Origin of the sequence: Lysinibacillus sp. NPDC097162, from assembly GCF_044762185.1 — a bacterium.
Lineage (GTDB): Bacteria > Bacillota > Bacilli > Bacillales_A > Planococcaceae > Lysinibacillus.
In genome coordinates this window covers 1,100,043-1,118,227 of sequence record NZ_JBIWDT010000001.1, presented here as the reverse complement: position 1 = coordinate 1,118,227, position 18,185 = coordinate 1,100,043, and the positions used below count along the sequence as shown (strand labels likewise).

Below are 18,185 nucleotides of genomic sequence, written 5' to 3'. Positions count from 1 at the left end.
TCACTCCAAAATAATTCCCATTTGACTTAATGGTTCACCTAATTGATTCACCGCAGCTGCAAGTGCTTTTGTATTTTCTTCTGTTAATTCTTCGTAAGAAATATAGCCCCCATCAGTTGTTGCATGTTGAGCTAATAAATCATCCACTGCTTTGAATTTTTCATCTAATGTTGCCACTAACTCTTTGTCTTTTGCTTCTAATTTTGGACGAAGAATTTCAAAGATTTTTTCTGCACCTTCAATATTCGCTTTAAAATCATATAGGTCTGTATGTGAATAAATTTCTTCTTCTCCAGTAATTTTTGAAGTAGATACCTCGTTCAATAAATCAACAGCACCTGTAATCATTACATCTGGTGTCACTTCTACTGTTTGAACGAGTGCATGTAATTCTTTTGCGTCAGCAAGCAGCTGGTCTGCCACCGCTTCATAGCCTTCTGTTTTATTTTCTACCCAAAGTGCATACTCAAGCTTATGGTAGCCTGTCCATTCTTCTTTGCCTTTACCTTCTTCTTCGATATCCGCTAAACGGCCATCAATACGTGGGTCAAGATCACCGAAGCTCTCTGCAATTGGTTCAGATCGCTCAAAATACATACGTGCTGGTGCATATGCTGCTTTCGCGCCTTCAATATCACCTGCTTTGAACAGGTTCACAAACTTTTCTGTACTTAACAAAAATTGATCCATTTGTTCTAATGCAAATTGTTGATAGGCTGATAGTTCAGTAGATAAATCTACCGCTATCGTTTGATCCGCTTGCTCTGTTGCTGGTTTCTCATCTTTTTTTACTTCCTCAGTATTTCCGCAGCCCGCCATAAGGATGCCACCTGCTACTAATACTGACAATAATGATTTATTTTTCATGCTTAATACCTACTTCCCGAATTAGTCTCTAACGTGAATGATAATCATTATCATATTTGATTGCAAGAAGTATTTTTAAATTAAGAAAAAAACGTCATTTCGCAGTTGAATTTTATTTCCAACTAGCAAAAAGACGTTTTTTCTACAATATAATGATTCTAAACTACTAAATATTGACTTGTTTTATCTTTTCATTTTTACCATATAAGAAATAATAGAGCACGATTGAAATAAAAATAACGGCTACCATCGCTAAGAATATGGCACTATATCCCATTGTCGGAACAAAAAATCCTAAGAAATAAGGTCCTATCCCTAATCCTAAATCATATAAAATGAAATACGTTGAAGTTGCTAACCCTAAACGTTCATTTGGTGTAACCTTAATAGCTATCGCTTGTGCTACAGAGTTGAAATTACCATAACCAATTCCAATAAAAGCAGCAGCTATTAAAAATACACCAGTGCTTGTCGCTGAGCTAAATGCATACATACCAATTGCAAATAACACAAGACAAGGATAAATAATAATATTTGCTCCTCGTGAGTCGAGTAATTTTCCGGTAAACGGACGAGTAGCTAAAATTACAATTGCATAAACGATAAAGAAATAACTACCTGCTGTTACCAAATTAAGCTCTTTAGCGTAGAACGTCATAAACGACATCACACCTGAATAAGCAAAGCCAATAACAAGCGCTACAAAGGCAATCGGTAATGCACGCATTTCAATAAAGTTAGATAGCTTGAAGCCCGCTTTCTCTGCATCGGCGTTCGCATTTTTAGGTGCCCCTGGAACTTTCACAATAAAATACATCATAAAGCAAATAATTGCTAATACTGAATCTACCGCAAAAATCATTCGATAATCTTCAAATAACTGCGTTAATAATATGCCGATAAATGGACCAATTGCCGTTGCTAAAATAGCACTTAAGCTGTAATAGCCAATCCCTTCACCACGTCGTTCTGGTGGTAAAATTTGTGCAATAATCGTACCTGTTGCTGTACTTGCTATACCTAGCGCTATCCCTTGCACTAAACGATTTAGCATAAGGAATGGTAAATTTAAGGCGATAAAATAAGACATCGTAGATAACATAAATAATAATAATCCACAAAATAATGTTTTTTTACTACCCCAATCACCGATAATGCGTCCTGTGCCAAGACGTCCAAATAACGTCCCGATAATAAAAATACTCGACACTAGCCCTGCTGTACTTGTCGATGCGTCAAATTTCTCCACCGCATAGCCAGCTATCGTCACCATCAATAAATAAAAAATTAACGTAATCGTAAAATTGATGAGTGAAACGATTAAAAAGTCTTTTGTCCATAGTTTCTGTCTAGTTGCTTCCACTTGTTTCCTCTCCTACTGATGAATGTTTTTGCTTATGTTGGCTAAAACCCGAGAAGCAATTTCAATATCCTGTTGTGATACACCAGCTAATGCTTTTTCTAAAAAAGGTTTTATATGCTCCTGGATTTCGTCCACATTTTTTTCACCATATGGCGTTAATTGTACAACTTTTGCTCGCTTATCTTTTCCAGCCACCGTCTCCACATAACCAAGATCTACTAGCTTTTGTACAAGCCTCGTTACGCTAGGCTTTTCAATCGACATAAAGTTCGCAATTTCAACTAGTGAATGCGGACCTTTATCAATTAAGAAGCGTAAAACTGCCCACTGAGAGCTATATAATTGATATTGTTCCAACTGCTTGTTGAGTTGATTCGTAAACGGGCGGTACATTAAACGAAACTCATTAAAAAATTGCTGTTCAATCGTCAAAAAAATCCCTCCTTAATTAGTTAGCCTAGCTAACTATATATTAAATTACACCGTTTGTCTAGGTTGAAATTTGCTACATTTCTATTTTTGACCAATCTTTCCGAACAAAAAAAACTGAACGGCGCGAGCCATTCAGTCGTTTTTTCTTAATAAATATAAAAAATACGGTGCACCGATACATGCTACAACGATGCCTGCAGGCACAGTGGCAGTTGAAATGGCCACGCGCCCTATTGTATCAGCTAGCATTAATAAGCAAGCACCAATACATAATGTTATTGGTAAAAAGAATTGATAGCGTGGTCCAACAAGCTGCTTTGCAATATGTGGTGCCATTAAGCCGATAAATGCAATGCCTCCTGTGACAGATACAGCAGCAGCAGCAAGGGCAACAGCGACCATTAATAATTGTAGTCGCTCTTTAGCAATATTCACGCCTAACCCAATTGCTGATTGCTCAGTCATTGCTAGCACATTTAAAACATTTGCTTTATAAAAAATAAACGGAATACATACGACTAGCCATGGTATTAATGCCCATAGGAATGGCCAATCAGTTCCCCATACACTTCCTGCAAGCCATTGTGCGATAAACTGTACATCTGAGCGCTCAGCCGAGGAAATTAACAGCATCATCACACCCGATAATGCAGATGCCACACCTACCCCGATTAAAATTAGCTTTACAGGTTGAACACCTTGATTGCGCTTATATGAAAAAAAGTAAATACTTAGTGCCGTTATTATAGCACTGAAAAATCCTACTACTGGCAATATGTACGCAAAGTTTGGTAAATCACCATGGACAAATAAATAAAAAATAGTGATTCCCACCCCTGCACCAGCATTGATACCAATAATACCAGGGTCCGCTAAATCATTACGTGTTACCCCCTGTAATACAGCTCCTGCCAATGCTAAAGCCATACCTGCTGCTGCGAGGATAAAGAGCCTTGGCAGACGGACAGAAAACATTACAAAGGATTCTTTAAAAGTACCATCACCTAGTAGGATAGGAAGGATCCGATCAATGGACACCGAGGCAGCGCCCAGTGAAATGCCCATTACAAAAATAATAAATGTTAGCACTAGCCAAATAACCAGCCAAGTTCGTTGTTTTTTTTGTGCAATTTTAAGCAAATTGACGACCTCCCTTACGTACAAGTAATAAGAAGAATGGAAGGCCGATAATTGAAATAATGGCTACGACAGGCGTTTCGTAAGGAGCATTCACTATACGAGCTAACAAATCTGCAGCTACCATTAATAAGCCACCTATTAGCGCACTCATCGGCAACACGAAACGATAATCCGTACCTACTAAAGCACGTACAATATGCGGCACCATTAAACCAACAAATGCTAAATTTCCTACAAGGGCTACAGCGGAGCCCGCAAGTATTACAACTACGAACATCATAATCCCTTTAATCACTGTTGTTTTCTGACCTAAACCTACAGCTACCTCTTCATTTAAACTTAAAATCGTTAGCTGGCGACTGAATATAAACGCAATAACTAATCCGATTACAATAACAGGTACGATGATTAAAGCGTGCCACGTTGTGCCGATTAACCCCCCACTTGTCCACATTGATACATCTTTTGCAATTTTAAATAATATACCCGTACCATCAGCAACCGCTTGTAAAAGAGCCGATACCGCTGCACCAGCTAAAACTAGCTTCAATGGAGAAAAGCCACCTTTTGTTGATGCACCGATACTATAAACAATAATCATCCCAATTCCCGCACCAATGAAGCATGCAAAAATTAGTATATAATACGAGGAATTCGGGAGTAATGCCATCGTTAAGGCTAAAGCAGCATTTGCACCTGCTGTAAGTCCAAGAAGCCCTGGATCTGCTAAAGCATTTCTTGTGACGCCTTGCATAATTGCGCCAGCAACTGCAAGTGCACTACCAACAAAAATAGCTGCAATTATACGTGGAAATCGGATTTCACGTAAAATCGCATAATGCTTGCCGCCCTCTTGTCCGACAATTGCTTGATAAACATCTTGAATACTCGTATTCGCAGCACCAATACATAGCGAGATTGTTACTATTACTGCTAACACGAGCAGTGATAATAACACTTGAAGCCAAAACGGGAAATGCCGAAACTTTGTCATTTGCCTTCGCTACTCTCTACTGAAATTATTGTAAAAACTTTTCTTTAAAGAATTTTAGTTGATATTCTAATGTGATAGGATCGTTAAAGTAAAATGCGTTACCATTTACTTCAAATAAATGACCATTCTTCACAGCATCTAAATCTTTATACCAACCAGCATTTTCAATAGTAGTCTCTTCGCCATTAAACGTACTAAAAATCACATAGTCCCCAGCATATTCATTTAAAACTTCAGTAGAAATAGCGAAATAACCTGGTTTTAGTGCATCCTCTTTCACTTTTTCAGCCATATTTAAGCCCATTTCTTGATATAAAATTTCTGTTCCACGGCCCCAATTATCGCCATAGACATACATTTGTTTATTAAACATTTCTGCTACCGTAACTGTTGCATTTTCACCGATTTTTGCTTTAATTTCTGACCCTGCTTTAGCAGCGCGTTCTTTAAAATCTGCTACCCATTTCGTTGCTTCATCTTCTTTATTTACGACTTTACCGATTTCAATAAATTGCTGTAAATAATCGACTTTACCATACGTAAATAAGACAGTTGGTGCAATTTCAGCTAGTTTATCTGCATTTTCAATACCATTTAAACCAATGATTAAATCTGGATCTAGTTCAATAATTTTTTCAATATCTGTATTTTCAACGACTACTGCATCTTTAATAGCATCTTTAAAGTTTGGATTATCTGCAGCCCATGAATCTATCCCTACAACATTTACGCCAAGTTGCAATAAATCCCCAACAAATGATGATAATACGACTACACGTTTAGGATTCGCTGGTACTTCAATAGGACCTGTTTCAGATTGATACGTAATTGTTTCCGCTGATGATGACTCGTTTGCGCCTTCATCTTCTTTCTTTGAATTGTCTTCTTTGTTGCCGCACGCTGCAAGTACAAGCACGACAATCATAAACATTGGTAAAAGCCACTTTTTCATTTATATATCCCCTTTAAGTTGTTTGTAATAAGTTGTATGTAATGCACATCGGTTTGTCTGTTCGTGGATCTTTTCCAATGACTGCATCAATATGAAACACTTTTTGTAATACTTCAGGTACAATGACTTCCTCTGCTGTACCAAATTTCACAAGCTCTCCTTGTGAAAGCGCTACAATATAATCAGAAAAACGGGCTGCTTGATTTAAATCATGGAGCACCATAACAATTGTGCGACCTTCATCTTCGTTTAGCTTGCTTAATAATTCTAAAACCTCTAATTGATGTGCCATATCTAAATAAGTTGTTGGCTCATCTAAAAAAATGATATCGGTTTCCTGTGCTAATGCCATCGCAATCCATACGCGCTGACGTTGTCCACCAGACAACGCATCTACTGCATGCTGACGAAAAGCATCTGTTTTTGTTACCTTGAGGGACCAATCAATGACATCTTTATCTTTTTGAGATAGATTGCCGAAGCCCTTTTGATATGGAAATCGACCGTAGGACACGAGCTCCTCTACCGTTAAACCGTGCGCACTTTCAGGACTTTGTGGCAAAATAGCTAGCTCTTTTGCCAAATCTTTCGTATGCATTTTTGAAATATTTTGACCGTCTAAAATGACATGCCCACTCTCATGCTTAAGAATTCTTGTAATTGCCTTTAACAGCGTAGATTTACCACAACCATTGGAACCAATAATTGTAGTTATTTTTCCATCTGGAATTTGTAATGATAAGTCATGCACTATGGTTTTGTTCTCATATCCAACACGGATCGATTCAATTTGTAAACGCAAAACATGCCCTCTCTTTCTTTTTACTAATACACATGATATGATAACATCGAAAGCGACATTGATAATCATTATCACTAAAGCTAGTCTAGTTTTCCACTAAGGATTTGTCAAATACTTTTTAATATTTTTCAAGGATGTGACGATATAAATGCAAGATTTATATGATGTGACGATTATAGGCGGTGGGCCTGCGGGCTTATATAGTGCTTTTTATAGCGGGTTAAGAGGCCTAAAAACAAAATTGATAGAGAGCCAGGAACAGTTAGGTGGTAAGGTGTTACTTTATCCGGAAAAGTTAATTTGGGATATTGGTGGGCACCCTCCTATTTTAGGCGGACAGTTTGTTAAACAATTAATTGCGCAAGCTAAAACATTCGATCCAACGATACTAACGAGCACAAAGGTTGACTTTATCGAGCGTCTAGATGAAATGTTTGTTTTACATACAGCACAAGGAGAAAAACATTATTCAAAAACGATTCTTTTAGCTGTTGGTGGGGGCATTATTAATCCTCAAAAACTGACGCTAGAAGGTGCTGAAAAATACGAAATGTCTAATTTGCACTATACTGTCCAATCATATAAGCGTTTTGTCGATAAGGACATTATTATTTCTGGTGGCGGTAATGCTGCAATTGACTGGGCAGTGGAGCTTAGCCCTATCGCTAAAAACATAACTGTTGTCTATCGTAAGGACACGCTCTCTGCCCATGAAGCGACGATTCAAGAAGCGCTAGATGCTGGCGTTCAAATTGAATGTAACACAACAATTACAAAGTTAACGGCAAATACAGCTAAAACAGCCATTGAATTTGTCACATGCGAAAATTCTCAAACAAGGCAAAGCTACACACGCCAAGTGGATGAAGTCATTGTAAGTCATGGCTATAACCGTGAAGCATCTCTTGCATTTGACGAGGCAATCTCAATCCCTAAAAAAGACGACTATTATTTTGAAGGAAAAGCAACTGGTGAAACAGCCCAACCAGGTATTTTCGCAGCAGGTGATATTTTATCATTCGAAGGGAAAATACATCTTCTACTAGGAACTTTCCAAGATGCTGCTAATGCTGTCAACTCAATCAAAACGTATTTAGAACCGACTGCTCACCGTAATGCGGTCGTATCTTCTCATAATGAAATCTTTAAAGAAAAAAATCGCTCTATAATTGAAAATAGCTTGTCTAGATAAACAATAATGGTTTCGTAAAGTATTGAAATCAAAAAGAAGCAAAAAAAGAAAAAGTGTTAGATTGACTGCGATCAATCTAACACTTTTTTTGCTGCGAACATTAATGGACTATTTCCGAATGTTTCCGGCGATTCACGGGCTTTTACCGGCGATTCCCCCTATCTTACTGGCGATTCGCGGGCTTCTACCGGTGGTTTCCAAGTTATATCCCAGCATTTTATTTGAGCTAAAGTTAATCCATATTAATCATTTAAACCTTTATCATCAAGAATTTGCTGTGTATATTTTTCAATCCTAGACACGCGAGTTTTGGCTTGCTTCGCCTGAGAAAAATAATAAATGTAAGCTCTTTGTCGTCCAGGCGTTAATGCTTCAAATGCTAGTTTTAAAGCAGGGAGCTCATTGAATTTAGCTTGTAGTTCTTCTGGCATATCGAAATCGGTATTCTTTTTAAACTCCACTTCCAAACCTGCTTTTTCAACTTCTATGGCTTGTTTAATATAGGCTTTTATGTCGCTTTCCAGTTCAATAATTTGTTGGACATTCGTAAAGCGAATTTGGCGTGCCGCTTGTACATTTTCTGTTTGTTGAATAAGAATTCCTTTCGTATCCTTTAACAACGCACCTTTATGGAACAACAGTGCACAATATTCTTTAAATCCATGTATTAATACGATGTTCTTGTTCTCTAAAGTATAACAAGGGTGCATCCACTTAAATTCTTCTGCCAGCCCACTATCTAAAACGATATTTCTCAATGCTTCATATTCTGCTTTCCACGTTTTAGCTTTACTTAAAAACTCATCAACTTTAGGATTTGTTTTCATTTTTGTCATCAACGACACCCCTCTTTAATTTTTGACCTATTACAATCAATCATTTTTTTCAATTACCAATTGATTAATAATAAGACATTCGTAGAGAAACTGTCCAGTTGATGCGCAAAATCATCCTTGCTATATCCAATATTCCAAAGCAACATGTAAAGCTGTCTATTGTTTTATGAAAAAAAGAGAATATACGCTGCTAAACTAAACGTTATATCCTCTTTATTTGTGTAATACATTGCAATCTGCCCTTTACTGAATCCCTCATCTACAAATAACTATCTAAATAGACTTAATAATGACCCCATTTGCCTAAGCATATTAACCCCACTCGTAATAGTGTCTGCGTGGCCCTTCATTGCGCTGAAATTTTCTGCTAAGTTTCCAAACCGAGAATTTCGAGGTTGTTGATTATTGAACGAGCTAGGTTGTGGACGCATACTTTGAATCATAGGATTATAACTTTGTCTATATCTTCGTGGTACTGGCCTCCTTCTAGGATTCGGCGAATAATATGGCATCAATTCACCTCCTATACAAAAACGTTTATATATTATACGTCTGGATTTTTTTTTCGTTTAGACTTTTGAAGATGTTTATAAAAATTAATAGTATAAATGAGTGCTACGTAAACATATTGAAATAACTAAATGCTACGTTGTATTTTGCTTTTTATCATATAGTCCGTCCTATGTCCTTCTAGGAACCATACTATTTTTATTTTCATATTATACAAATAAGAACAATAAAGAAGGTGTTAGAAATTCATAAATCCAAATATCTAGACTTTTTGTCCAAATTTGGTGTAGGGGGGGCACATCCTGGTGGTATAGCACTAACAAAGGAACTATTAAGGGCTGAACATATTAAAAGCACTTCTCAAATATTAGATGTTGGCTGTGGTACAGGCCAAACAGCTGCCTTTTTAGCTTCTCAATATAAAGCTGCTGTTACTGGTATTGATCGTAATTCAATCATGGTAGCTAAAGCCCAAAATCGTATGAAGAAACGTCACCTACCAGTCACAATCATAGAAGCGTCAATTGAAGATATTCCTTTACGCAATGAGCAATTTGATTTAATTATTTCTGAATCTGTTCTTTCCTTTGTCAACAAGTCTAAAGCTCTCGATGAAATTTATCGTTTATTGAAAAACGGTGGTCGATTCATTGCAATAGAATTCACGATTAATCAATTGTTAGACGAAAAGAGTACGAAGGAAATTGAACAATTTTATGGCTTCGATACATTATTAATGAAAAAAGATTGGGTTGCTCTATTGAACAATGCTGGATTTCAAACAATTCGAATACGCAAAAATCAATCGCTTTCTTCAACACCTGAATTTCAGCATTCACAAAATATCGAACCTGAACTTTATGAGGTCATGGAACAACACATTGACATGAATTTAAAATATGATGGAATTTTAGATTATAGAATTTATAGTTGTACGAAATAAAGAATAGCGTATGATTTTCATAGTTAGTTGCCAGCTGTGAAAATCATACGCTTCTTTTTAATTATTGTGTAAGCAGCTATTTTGCAGTATTGCTTTTTTCATAATGTTTTGTGAGGATAACACGAAGGTGGTTTAAACGATTATTTAATCATTGCTATAAAATGTTTTAAAATTCTAGCAGTTAACCCCCAAATGGTATATTGCTCATAATCATAAAACCATTCTTCCATTGATCGTGTTCTCCAGTTATACTGTGCTCCGTTAACAATTTTATCAAAAGGAAAGTCTAAAGAAGGCACTGGTTCAATAGATACTAAATGCATATATGGTTCATGATGTAATAACCAATTGATTGGTACTGTAAACACTTCTTCAACTTCATCTTTGTTATAAGCATGAATAATTTGATTGAAATCAACAATTGCCACGAATGGATAGGTAACAAATGAGGAAGATGCGATATACGGACTTAATTGCCCTATAACTTGAACCGTTTTCGGATCGATTCCTAATTCCTCGTACGTTTCTCGTAAAGCGGCTGCCAATGGTGATGCATCGGTGGCATCAATTCTTCCACCTGGAAAACTAATATCGCCAGGCTGTTTTCTCATTGTAAATGAACGCACTTCAAAAAGAATATGCCATTCGCCATTCACTTGAACTAATGGTATTAAAACGGCTGAACGAAAAGCTGTCTCCTCTCCTATAAATAAATGCTGATTTTGCTGTAATTGATGCTTCAATTTATCTAGAAACATGAGATTATCTCACCTCAATTGTTTATATTCTATTTTATCGTATCATTATTAAGTAGTTGGATAAAGACTATTAGACTAAATCATCCGATTCAAACTAGCAAATAAAATGTTGGCAAAATAAAATGCAGAGGAGGTGTGCTGTCATCCTCCATCTGCATTGCTTATGGTTGTAATAAAATTTTCCCGACACTTTTACGACTTTCCAACAAATCATGTGCCTTTGCACCATCTTTCAGGGCAAAAATAGTCGGCTCGTGCATTTTTATCTTCCCATCTGTAATCCATTCAAATAGTTGTTGTGAACGGATTTTTCTTTCCTCAAAAGATGTTAAGACATTCCAAAGGTCTCCTCCGGTTAATGTTTTCGAAGTATCCATTAACATACGTGGATCCACCGCCACAGGATCTCCTCCTGACATACCAAAAAACACGACAGTTCCACCAACTTTTGTTGCTTCTAAACTATCTTGCAGTGTAGAACCTACTGATTCGTATACGACATGAACTCCTTGACCGCCAGTATGCTCCTTCACTTTTTGCACCCACTGCTCTTCATATAAAAAGACATGGTCCGCACCGATGGCCATTGCTACTTCTGCTTTTTCTTTAGAAGATGTGAGACCAATTACGTTAGCCCCTTTTAACTTAGCCATCTGGATTAAGTTTTGACCTACACCACCTGCTGCAGCGTGAATTAGAACCGTATCACCTGGTTGAATAGCATAGCTATCTGTCACTAAATATTGCGCAGTTAAACCTTGTAATAATATCGCAGCCGCCATTTCAAAAGAAATTTCATCTGGTAATAAAATTACCTTATCTAGTGGAACTGCCACGAACTCTGCATTCGCAAATGGAACATCCGCAAATGCGATACGGTCACCTTCTTGGATATTGTAAATATTTGAACCGACCTTTTCTACGATACCTGCACCCTCATAGCCTAAAATAAAAGGAGGCTGACCTGCTAAATGGTAATTACCTTTTCGTCGGTAAATATCAGCAAAATTTAATCCAACCGCCTTCGTTCGTACTAATATTTCGTTAGCTGTAATGACAGGATCTGCTATCTCTTTATATTGTAATACCTCTGGACCGCCAAATGTTTCAAATACTAATGCTTTCATTATCTAACCCCTTGCTAAATGTATGTAGAACTATCTTACGTTAAAGAAAAAGGTTAATACAACTCTTTAAGCTTAAAATAAACCATAAAAAAAGCCAGTAGCGAAACGATTCACTACTGGCTTCTCAACTTTTACTTCGCTGTTAAAGTTACATTATCGGCCGTTGCCCAATTGTTGATTGGTAATACTTTATAAGTACCACCTGACTTTAATGTTGCGTCTTTTACATCAAAAATACCGACAGCCCCTTTACGAGATGAATACCGATATTGAGCTTGTAATTTTGAACCATCTTCAGCCTGTAATTCTACACTGCGACCTGCAAATAATTCCATTCCTGGGTCTTTGTCGAGCGTAACTTCGAATGAAGTTGCATCGATTGGTTCGAGCGACTTAATCGTTAAAGGTGCTATTTCAGTTGCCGAAAACGTTGGATTTTTAAGTACTGCCCAGTCAGCTGTTACCGTATATTCCGTTCCCGACTTTAATGCTTTTCCTTCCGGTAAGCGGAATTTTGGTGCCTGTCTTCCATCTGCCGCTTGTGTAAACAGTACATAATTTGCCTGTATTTTCTCTCCATTCCCTGCTGTCAGTGTAACGACACGATCACGCAATGAAGAAATGACCTGATACTGCTTGCCTTTTTCGTCCTTATTGTCATCATTCACTTGGAACGAAAGGTCACCTCTAGCCTCTTTATATGCCTCAATAATATTTGAATAATCTGTTACACCTTCATCTTTAAATGATTCAATTTCAAACGTATCATTTGTAACTTGTTTCGCTTGGCTAACATTTATTAAATCATCGCTGGCATCAAAGGCAGTCGTTTCTCCACCTTTGTATCTTAGTGTGTAGTTAGTTCCCGCCTTTTGAATAGTGACTGGCACTATATACGTACTTTTAGCCCCTATTTTTAATCGAGGGACATTGACGATACTTAATTCATGATTGAATGAAAAGTCTTTTTTTATTACGTCTAAATTTTCTACTTTTACATCTTCTTCGGATAATGGTTCAGAAAAAGTTACTTGTAATGTCATTATGTTTAATGGCTTTATTTCTGTAATTTGAACTGCTTCTTTCGTATCTTTTTTCGTTTCTTGTTGTGTTTGCTCTTCCTTTTGTTCCGTTTGTTTATTTAGGAAATTACACCCTGATAGCGTTAATGTTACTGTTAAAAGAATGGGCGCGATAATACTGAATCTTTTAGTCATTTTTTTGACTCCCCTTCAAGTGATTTTTCTCGCTCTTTGTTCATTTGCGAAATTTGCAAACTTTATCCTTCCTCAATTACCATTCTTGCCCACGCAACACTATTGTTATACGTGCAAACCCCTTTTCAAATATTTTCATGTCACTGTGCAACCATTTTAAAGATAAAATGCTTAACAAATAAAAAATAGTATGCTAGGACTAATCCAAGCATACTATCTACAATTTGAGTTTTAATTCATATCATTTACTACTAGTTTATTTTTACGCTTTATTTTCATCACGAGTTCAAGCAATGCGACAATGATTAAAGAAATGCCAAATAACGGCATAATGACACCTAAAATAATAATAATAACGATAAAAGGAATCGATATTTTTTGAGATAATTGAGGTGGTGCTGACAATAAACCTTTTTTCTTGCGCAACAACCACGTATAGAATCCACAGAAAATAACGCCTAAAAATGCTACACAAACAAGTAAGTTTAATAACTTATTAGGCCAGCCAAATAAGTGACCTTCATGTAATGGAATTCCCCATGTAAACCATTTCGCTAAAATACCATAGTCGTCATAGCTAACTTTTGAAATAAATTTCCCACTATATTGGTCAAAGTAGATCGTCGTTTCATCATAGGGACTAACATCTAGTCCTGTTACACCTGTATTACTTGATTTTGCTACCGTAAATACTCCGTCATCACTAGTCGGATAAACAATGGCGTACGGCTTTGAAATATCATTTGCTTCAATTTGTTGTTGCAAGTTTTCCACTTTTACTTGATTTGGATTCTTGCTTATACTTGTTACACCCATTCCATGATGCGCATGTTTGGATGAAGAAGGGGCCTCTTCCTTACGTGTCGCCCAAGGAATTTCGCTTACATCTGAGGTAGGCGGTTGTTGTTGTAATAATGGCGTACCAAATGACGGATTTGCTTGTGATGCATTATAAATCATGTTCCCCATAAAAGCAGACCATGGCAATCCTGTGAATATAATAACAATCATCGGAATCGTAATAATCGTACCGATAAGGGCATGCCATCTTCTATTTTTTTGTCGTTTATTCGCTTGCTTCGTTTTCTTTAATACTTTTCCTTTAAAAGTCATATATAGACCGGAGAGTAGTAAAAAGATTGCCCAGCAAGCAGCCAATTCTACTAAATAATTGACAACAGTTCCACCTAAAAATAAGGAGCTGTGCAAACTTCTTATTGCATTTGCAAAAGTGTATATTGGATCTTGGTGACCAACGATTTGATTATTTTTATCTAAAAATAAATATCGTTGAACACCTTCTGCATTAGTCATCGTTAATCGTGTATTGTAAGGTTCTTCTAATTCGATAATTTTAGTCGTCGTATAGCCAGCAAATGCCGCTTCCGCTTGTTGAACACCTTCATCAATTGTTAATGCTTCTGTTTTTCCACTTTCTCCAAAGAAGTAGTCTTCATATAAATGATTTTCTACATTCGTATAGAACAAATACCCTATACCACTTAATGTCAGTGTGATGAGAAGTGGTGTAATAAATAATGCAGCATAAAAATGCATTCGCCAAAAACTTGAATAAGTTGCATTTTTCATCTCTTGTTCCCCAATCTATTATAATAAAAGCAAATTTATTATATAAGATAAAAGTGAAATAAGAATGAAGTCCTAGAGAAATATTAAAAATTCTATACATGACTATCTTTAAATATAAAAAAGGCTACTTAGCATCCCTAAAATCAGGTTGCGTTAAGTAGCCATCCGTTATTTTTATCCGATTAATTCTTTTCTTACATTACAATAAGCTGTATAAATGTCTGAATGGTGCGCTTCATCTTGCCCAAAAAAATATTCGACAAGCTCTGCTAACGTTTTTCTAGCCCCATCAAACTGTTTTTGCATAATTTCATATTTAAAAAGATTTTCATAGTACTCGATAACTTGTGGATTCATGTGGAACACTCCTTCATTTTTAGCATAAAAAAACATCTTTCCTTCTTTAGAAAGATGCCTACTATGACAAATACACGACATAATACGTCGATTGCCATGACGGAAAAAGCTTGCTATTACGCATAGAAGCTACCCACTTGACGATCGTCGTACTATGAGCATGCAGAAGAAATTCTCTAGTCACACTCAACACCCCCTATCCTCGTAGGTTTTTTGGTTGTACTAGATAAAGGCAGGTCTCCTGGCTTATGTTCATCACACGTTTCACCTTCCCATTACAATACGTAACAGTGGTTTTTCTGAAATGTGCTCCCATTTACAGTTGCGGGACAGCGTCGGAATTTCACCGATCTTCCCTTTTAAACAAATCGGTATTCCGATTTGTACCTCTATCTTATTATTCCGTTTATATTATTATACCATAAAGCTTTGTGTACATTGACACTATCCGAATAGATTACTAATATTTAATGTAACGACGCTTATTTTCCAATAAATACATTTTAATGAAATATATTCACATTTCCTTTTTTTACAAAAAAGAGAGTGATAGCATCCTATCTTTAAACACTAACGGCTTCATTGAGTTGTATCCAGACTTCTTGCGAATGCAGCGAATTTCAGTTTCACCGTTTTTTGCACCGTGTATTGATGGTGGGAAGACGCGAGCTTTCCATTCACTGAATCCATTTGTAACAAAGCCTATTTTTTTTGCAACAAAACGAAAAATTATCGTAAGTACTAAAAAGTGTTGTTACGATAAAAACAGGAAGGAGAACATATGAAATTCAACTATATTTGGAAAAACAAACAATCAATTTCTGAAATTGACATTATTAGTAATCCATCGAATAAAGAATTGCTTTTAACATTTGAACAGCATTTTTCACAACCTATTACATTAAGCGCAACAGATTTCAAAACAAATCGCCAGATTATGATTGAACTCAATGATATCGAAGCAATGGAAGCATCCGGTCATTTTACTAAAATCTTTTTAGTAGATGGTACAGAGCTATTGCTAAACAAAATTTTAAAAGAATTAGCTTACTTGGAATCATTTAGACTAGTTAGAATTAACAATTCGATGATATTAAATTTGAATCAAATACACTCGTTTGCTTCTGGAAGTCATGCAAGATTAGAAGTTATTACAAAACAACAACATAAATATATTGTCAGTAGACATTATGCAAAATCCATTAAGGAGAAATTGATATGATAAAAGATTTAAAAAACAGCTTTTTGTCCACTTCATTTTTAGGGTTGATTTTGATTGTCTTATTAATGACAATTTTTAATCTTCACGAAGAAACGGTCAACTTTCATTATATGTGGAATTTAATTTGTATTAGCGTGTTAATGGGTATTGTTTTTGGTATTGCTTATCCTTACTTGTGGAACTATTCTACATTAAAAGTAACCTCAAAAATTACGATTAGTACTCTTTTGAATTTTTTCAGTGGTGTAGGAAGTGTATATCTATTTTCGGTGGAAGTATTTGGATTTATCAAACATTATTTGTTGCTAATTTTAGCAATAACGTTAATTGGCCATATTATCGGATTTTATTTTTTCTCAAAATATGAAAACAAAAAAATAGCGGATAGTTTAAATAGCTCGCTAGAAAACTAAGGAGACGTAAAATGAACCTCGACACTAGCTTACAAGTACTATTAAATGATATTGCTCAGAAACAAAAGAAGGGTCTTCCTTTTATCATGGCCTCCATATTTATTTGGGGTGTTATTACAACAATCACATTGCTACCTTTAGATTTAATGATCAAAAACATTGGCATTTTATCTTGCGGTGCCTTGCTATTTCCTGTTTCAATTGTTTGTGCCAAAATATTAAAAGTTGATTTATTTTATAAAGAAAACCCTTTGATTAATGGACTATTAATTGCAACAAACAATCAAATTTTATATTTAATTATTTGTATTCTTCTATTAATAAAAGCACCGATGTGGGTGTTACCTGCTTATGCAATTATTTACGGTGCTCATTTGTTACCATATTCATTTTTTTATCAATCGAAAAATTATCGATATAGTTCAATTTTTATTTGTCTAGCTATTTTAATAAGTATACTTTTCTTCCATTTGAATATGATTTTTGTCCCGCTTATTGTAGAAATCGGTGTGCTCTTCTTATTTTTCAAGCTGCATAAGGAAATCAAAAGCTAGTCTGAAAAAATCAGACTAGCTTTTTATTCGAAATATACCTGCAATAAATAATTATGCCAAAAACTTATTTGCTTTGTTTAGGTTCACAAATTGTAATTAATCCAATTATAGAAAACATCTTTTCTTCGTGGTTTTTTAAAAGTTGTGCTATATTCAAAGTGTCAGGAGTGAGTCGATGAAAAAATTTTTAACAATTACCGCAATAATTTTTGTTTTAATCGGAGCAGCTGGCTATGCTGTATGGCATTTTGGGACAAATATCGCTTCCGAAAAAATAATTGAAAAAGTGGAATCTAATTTAGATGATGCAAATTTAGAAGAAGTTAAATCTTATATCGAGAACGATTCGAAGGTTCAAGAAATTGTAAGCGAGGCAGCAACTACAAATCCTGATACACTTCCGTTCCAAACTAAGGAAGAAGCGACACGTGTGTTAATTAAAAAAGTGGGCGTTAATCGTTTACTTGAAATTCAGGAACAAGCGCAAAACGGTTCAATTAATAAGGATGAAGTATTATCCGAAATTGAAGGAAAACTGTCTGAAGATGAAATTTCTGCTTTAAAATACGTTTTATATAAGGAATTAAATAAATAAAACTAGCCATTTAAAGTATTACATGAAAATAACAGAGAGGCTAAGATTCATATAACGATTTTTAATCACGCGACAGCCTCTCAGCGTGTCGACTGTATGTGGCAACACATTGGTGCTAATCGGTATAATTAATAGACTCGATTCCCATTTAATGGAATAGAGTCTTTTTTTCTTATCATTCTTCTACTGTTGAAGCATCTAGTTGCCTCCTACAGTTAAAACGCAAAACATCAACTGTAGGAGGCATATCATTTATTACGTTTTCATTATCTATTATGAGTTCCCGTGCCGTCTTAAAGGAGAAATCAGTGAATCATCACT

The 18,185-nt window shown here is 35.8% G+C and carries 20 protein-coding genes and 1 riboswitch; of the genes, 6 read left to right on the top strand and 14 right to left on the bottom strand.

Annotated elements, in window-relative coordinates; translation table 11 throughout:
* The 7 genes from efeO to ACIQXW_RS05415 all read right to left on the bottom strand — a co-directional run bounded on the left by efeO (position 1) and on the right by ACIQXW_RS05415 (position 6,550).
* Positions 1 to 867, bottom strand: coding sequence for an iron uptake system protein EfeO (gene efeO, locus ACIQXW_RS05445; protein WP_401018335.1), 867 nt, complete (start codon positions 865 to 867; stop codon positions 1 to 3).
* Positions 868 to 1,033: 166 nt separating this feature from the next.
* Positions 1,034 to 2,230: an MFS transporter gene (locus tag ACIQXW_RS05440; RefSeq protein WP_402760308.1), complete on the bottom strand. Its 1,197-nt coding sequence runs from the start codon at positions 2,228 to 2,230 to the stop codon at positions 1,034 to 1,036.
* A gap of 12 nt (positions 2,231 to 2,242) precedes the next feature.
* Positions 2,243 to 2,662: a MarR family winged helix-turn-helix transcriptional regulator gene (locus tag ACIQXW_RS05435; protein ID WP_401007562.1), complete on the bottom strand. Its 420-nt coding sequence runs from the start codon at positions 2,660 to 2,662 to the stop codon at positions 2,243 to 2,245.
* Positions 2,663 to 2,794: 132 nt separating this feature from the next.
* On the bottom strand, positions 2,795 to 3,802 hold the full coding sequence (locus tag ACIQXW_RS05430) for a FecCD family ABC transporter permease (protein ID WP_401018338.1): 1,008 nt from the start codon (positions 3,800 to 3,802) through the stop codon (positions 2,795 to 2,797).
* Positions 3,795 to 4,796, bottom strand: coding sequence for a FecCD family ABC transporter permease (locus ACIQXW_RS05425; protein ID WP_401018339.1), 1,002 nt, complete (start codon positions 4,794 to 4,796; stop codon positions 3,795 to 3,797). Before ACIQXW_RS05425 ends, ACIQXW_RS05430 begins: the two co-directional genes overlap by 8 nt.
* A gap of 25 nt (positions 4,797 to 4,821) precedes the next feature.
* Positions 4,822 to 5,748, bottom strand: a complete 927-nt coding sequence (locus ACIQXW_RS05420; RefSeq protein ID WP_401018340.1) for an iron-hydroxamate ABC transporter substrate-binding protein — start codon at positions 5,746 to 5,748, stop codon at positions 4,822 to 4,824.
* 13 nt (positions 5,749 to 5,761) lie between these two features.
* Positions 5,762 to 6,550, bottom strand: a complete 789-nt coding sequence (locus tag ACIQXW_RS05415) for an ABC transporter ATP-binding protein (protein WP_401018342.1) — start codon at positions 6,548 to 6,550, stop codon at positions 5,762 to 5,764.
* A 148-nt stretch (positions 6,551 to 6,698) separates the two neighbouring features.
* Between ACIQXW_RS05415 and ACIQXW_RS05410 the strand changes: the two genes are divergently transcribed.
* On the top strand, positions 6,699 to 7,742 hold the full coding sequence (locus ACIQXW_RS05410; RefSeq protein WP_402760305.1) for an NAD(P)/FAD-dependent oxidoreductase: 1,044 nt from the start codon (positions 6,699 to 6,701) through the stop codon (positions 7,740 to 7,742).
* A gap of 242 nt (positions 7,743 to 7,984) precedes the next feature.
* Here the strand turns inward: ACIQXW_RS05410 and ACIQXW_RS05405 are convergent, their stop codons facing one another.
* Positions 7,985 to 8,578: a YdeI/OmpD-associated family protein gene (locus tag ACIQXW_RS05405; protein WP_402760303.1), complete on the bottom strand. Its 594-nt coding sequence runs from the start codon at positions 8,576 to 8,578 to the stop codon at positions 7,985 to 7,987.
* A 745-nt stretch (positions 8,579 to 9,323) separates the two neighbouring features.
* Between ACIQXW_RS05405 and ACIQXW_RS05400 the strand changes: the two genes are divergently transcribed.
* Positions 9,324 to 10,031, top strand: a complete 708-nt coding sequence (locus tag ACIQXW_RS05400; RefSeq protein WP_402760302.1) for a class I SAM-dependent methyltransferase — start codon at positions 9,324 to 9,326, stop codon at positions 10,029 to 10,031.
* Positions 10,032 to 10,171: 140 nt separating this feature from the next.
* Here ACIQXW_RS05400 and ACIQXW_RS05395 read toward each other — a convergent pair whose 3' ends face one another.
* The 6 genes from ACIQXW_RS05395 to ACIQXW_RS05370 all read right to left on the bottom strand — a co-directional run bounded on the left by ACIQXW_RS05395 (position 10,172) and on the right by ACIQXW_RS05370 (position 15,264).
* Positions 10,172 to 10,789 (bottom strand): NUDIX hydrolase, encoded by a 618-nt coding sequence (locus ACIQXW_RS05395; protein WP_401018349.1) that lies wholly within the window; start codon positions 10,787 to 10,789, stop codon positions 10,172 to 10,174.
* 161 nt (positions 10,790 to 10,950) lie between these two features.
* Complete coding sequence (locus tag ACIQXW_RS05390; RefSeq protein WP_402760300.1) at positions 10,951 to 11,916, bottom strand: quinone oxidoreductase family protein; 966 nt, start codon at positions 11,914 to 11,916, stop codon at positions 10,951 to 10,953.
* A 131-nt stretch (positions 11,917 to 12,047) separates the two neighbouring features.
* Complete coding sequence (locus ACIQXW_RS05385; RefSeq protein WP_401018352.1) at positions 12,048 to 13,133, bottom strand: hypothetical protein; 1,086 nt, start codon at positions 13,131 to 13,133, stop codon at positions 12,048 to 12,050.
* Positions 13,134 to 13,364: 231 nt separating this feature from the next.
* Positions 13,365 to 14,723 carry a PepSY-associated TM helix domain-containing protein gene (locus tag ACIQXW_RS05380; RefSeq protein ID WP_402760298.1) on the bottom strand — a complete coding sequence of 453 codons (1,359 nt, stop codon included), beginning with the start codon at positions 14,721 to 14,723 and terminating at the stop codon, positions 13,365 to 13,367.
* Positions 14,724 to 14,897: 174 nt separating this feature from the next.
* Entirely contained in the window at positions 14,898 to 15,080 is a 183-nt protein-coding gene (locus ACIQXW_RS05375) for a hypothetical protein (RefSeq protein ID WP_401018355.1), read from the bottom strand.
* A 61-nt stretch (positions 15,081 to 15,141) separates the two neighbouring features.
* Positions 15,142 to 15,264, bottom strand: coding sequence for a hypothetical protein (locus ACIQXW_RS05370; RefSeq protein ID WP_402760296.1), 123 nt, complete (start codon positions 15,262 to 15,264; stop codon positions 15,142 to 15,144).
* A 30-nt stretch (positions 15,265 to 15,294) separates the two neighbouring features.
* Positions 15,295 to 15,486, bottom strand: a riboswitch (cobalamin riboswitch).
* A gap of 375 nt (positions 15,487 to 15,861) precedes the next feature.
* Between ACIQXW_RS05370 and ACIQXW_RS05365 the strand changes: the two genes are divergently transcribed.
* The 4 genes from ACIQXW_RS05365 to ACIQXW_RS05350 all read left to right on the top strand — a co-directional run bounded on the left by ACIQXW_RS05365 (position 15,862) and on the right by ACIQXW_RS05350 (position 17,864).
* On the top strand, positions 15,862 to 16,302 hold the full coding sequence (locus ACIQXW_RS05365; protein ID WP_402760294.1) for a LytTR family DNA-binding domain-containing protein: 441 nt from the start codon (positions 15,862 to 15,864) through the stop codon (positions 16,300 to 16,302).
* Positions 16,299 to 16,715 (top strand): hypothetical protein, encoded by a 417-nt coding sequence (locus ACIQXW_RS05360; RefSeq protein ID WP_401018358.1) that lies wholly within the window; start codon positions 16,299 to 16,301, stop codon positions 16,713 to 16,715. Before ACIQXW_RS05365 ends, ACIQXW_RS05360 begins: the two co-directional genes overlap by 4 nt.
* An 11-nt stretch (positions 16,716 to 16,726) precedes the next feature.
* Positions 16,727 to 17,269, top strand: a complete 543-nt coding sequence (locus ACIQXW_RS05355; RefSeq protein ID WP_402760292.1) for a DUF7010 family protein — start codon at positions 16,727 to 16,729, stop codon at positions 17,267 to 17,269.
* A 175-nt stretch (positions 17,270 to 17,444) separates the two neighbouring features.
* Entirely contained in the window at positions 17,445 to 17,864 is a 420-nt protein-coding gene (locus ACIQXW_RS05350; protein ID WP_401018362.1) for a hypothetical protein, read from the top strand.
* Positions 17,865 to 18,185 lie beyond the last annotated feature (321 nt).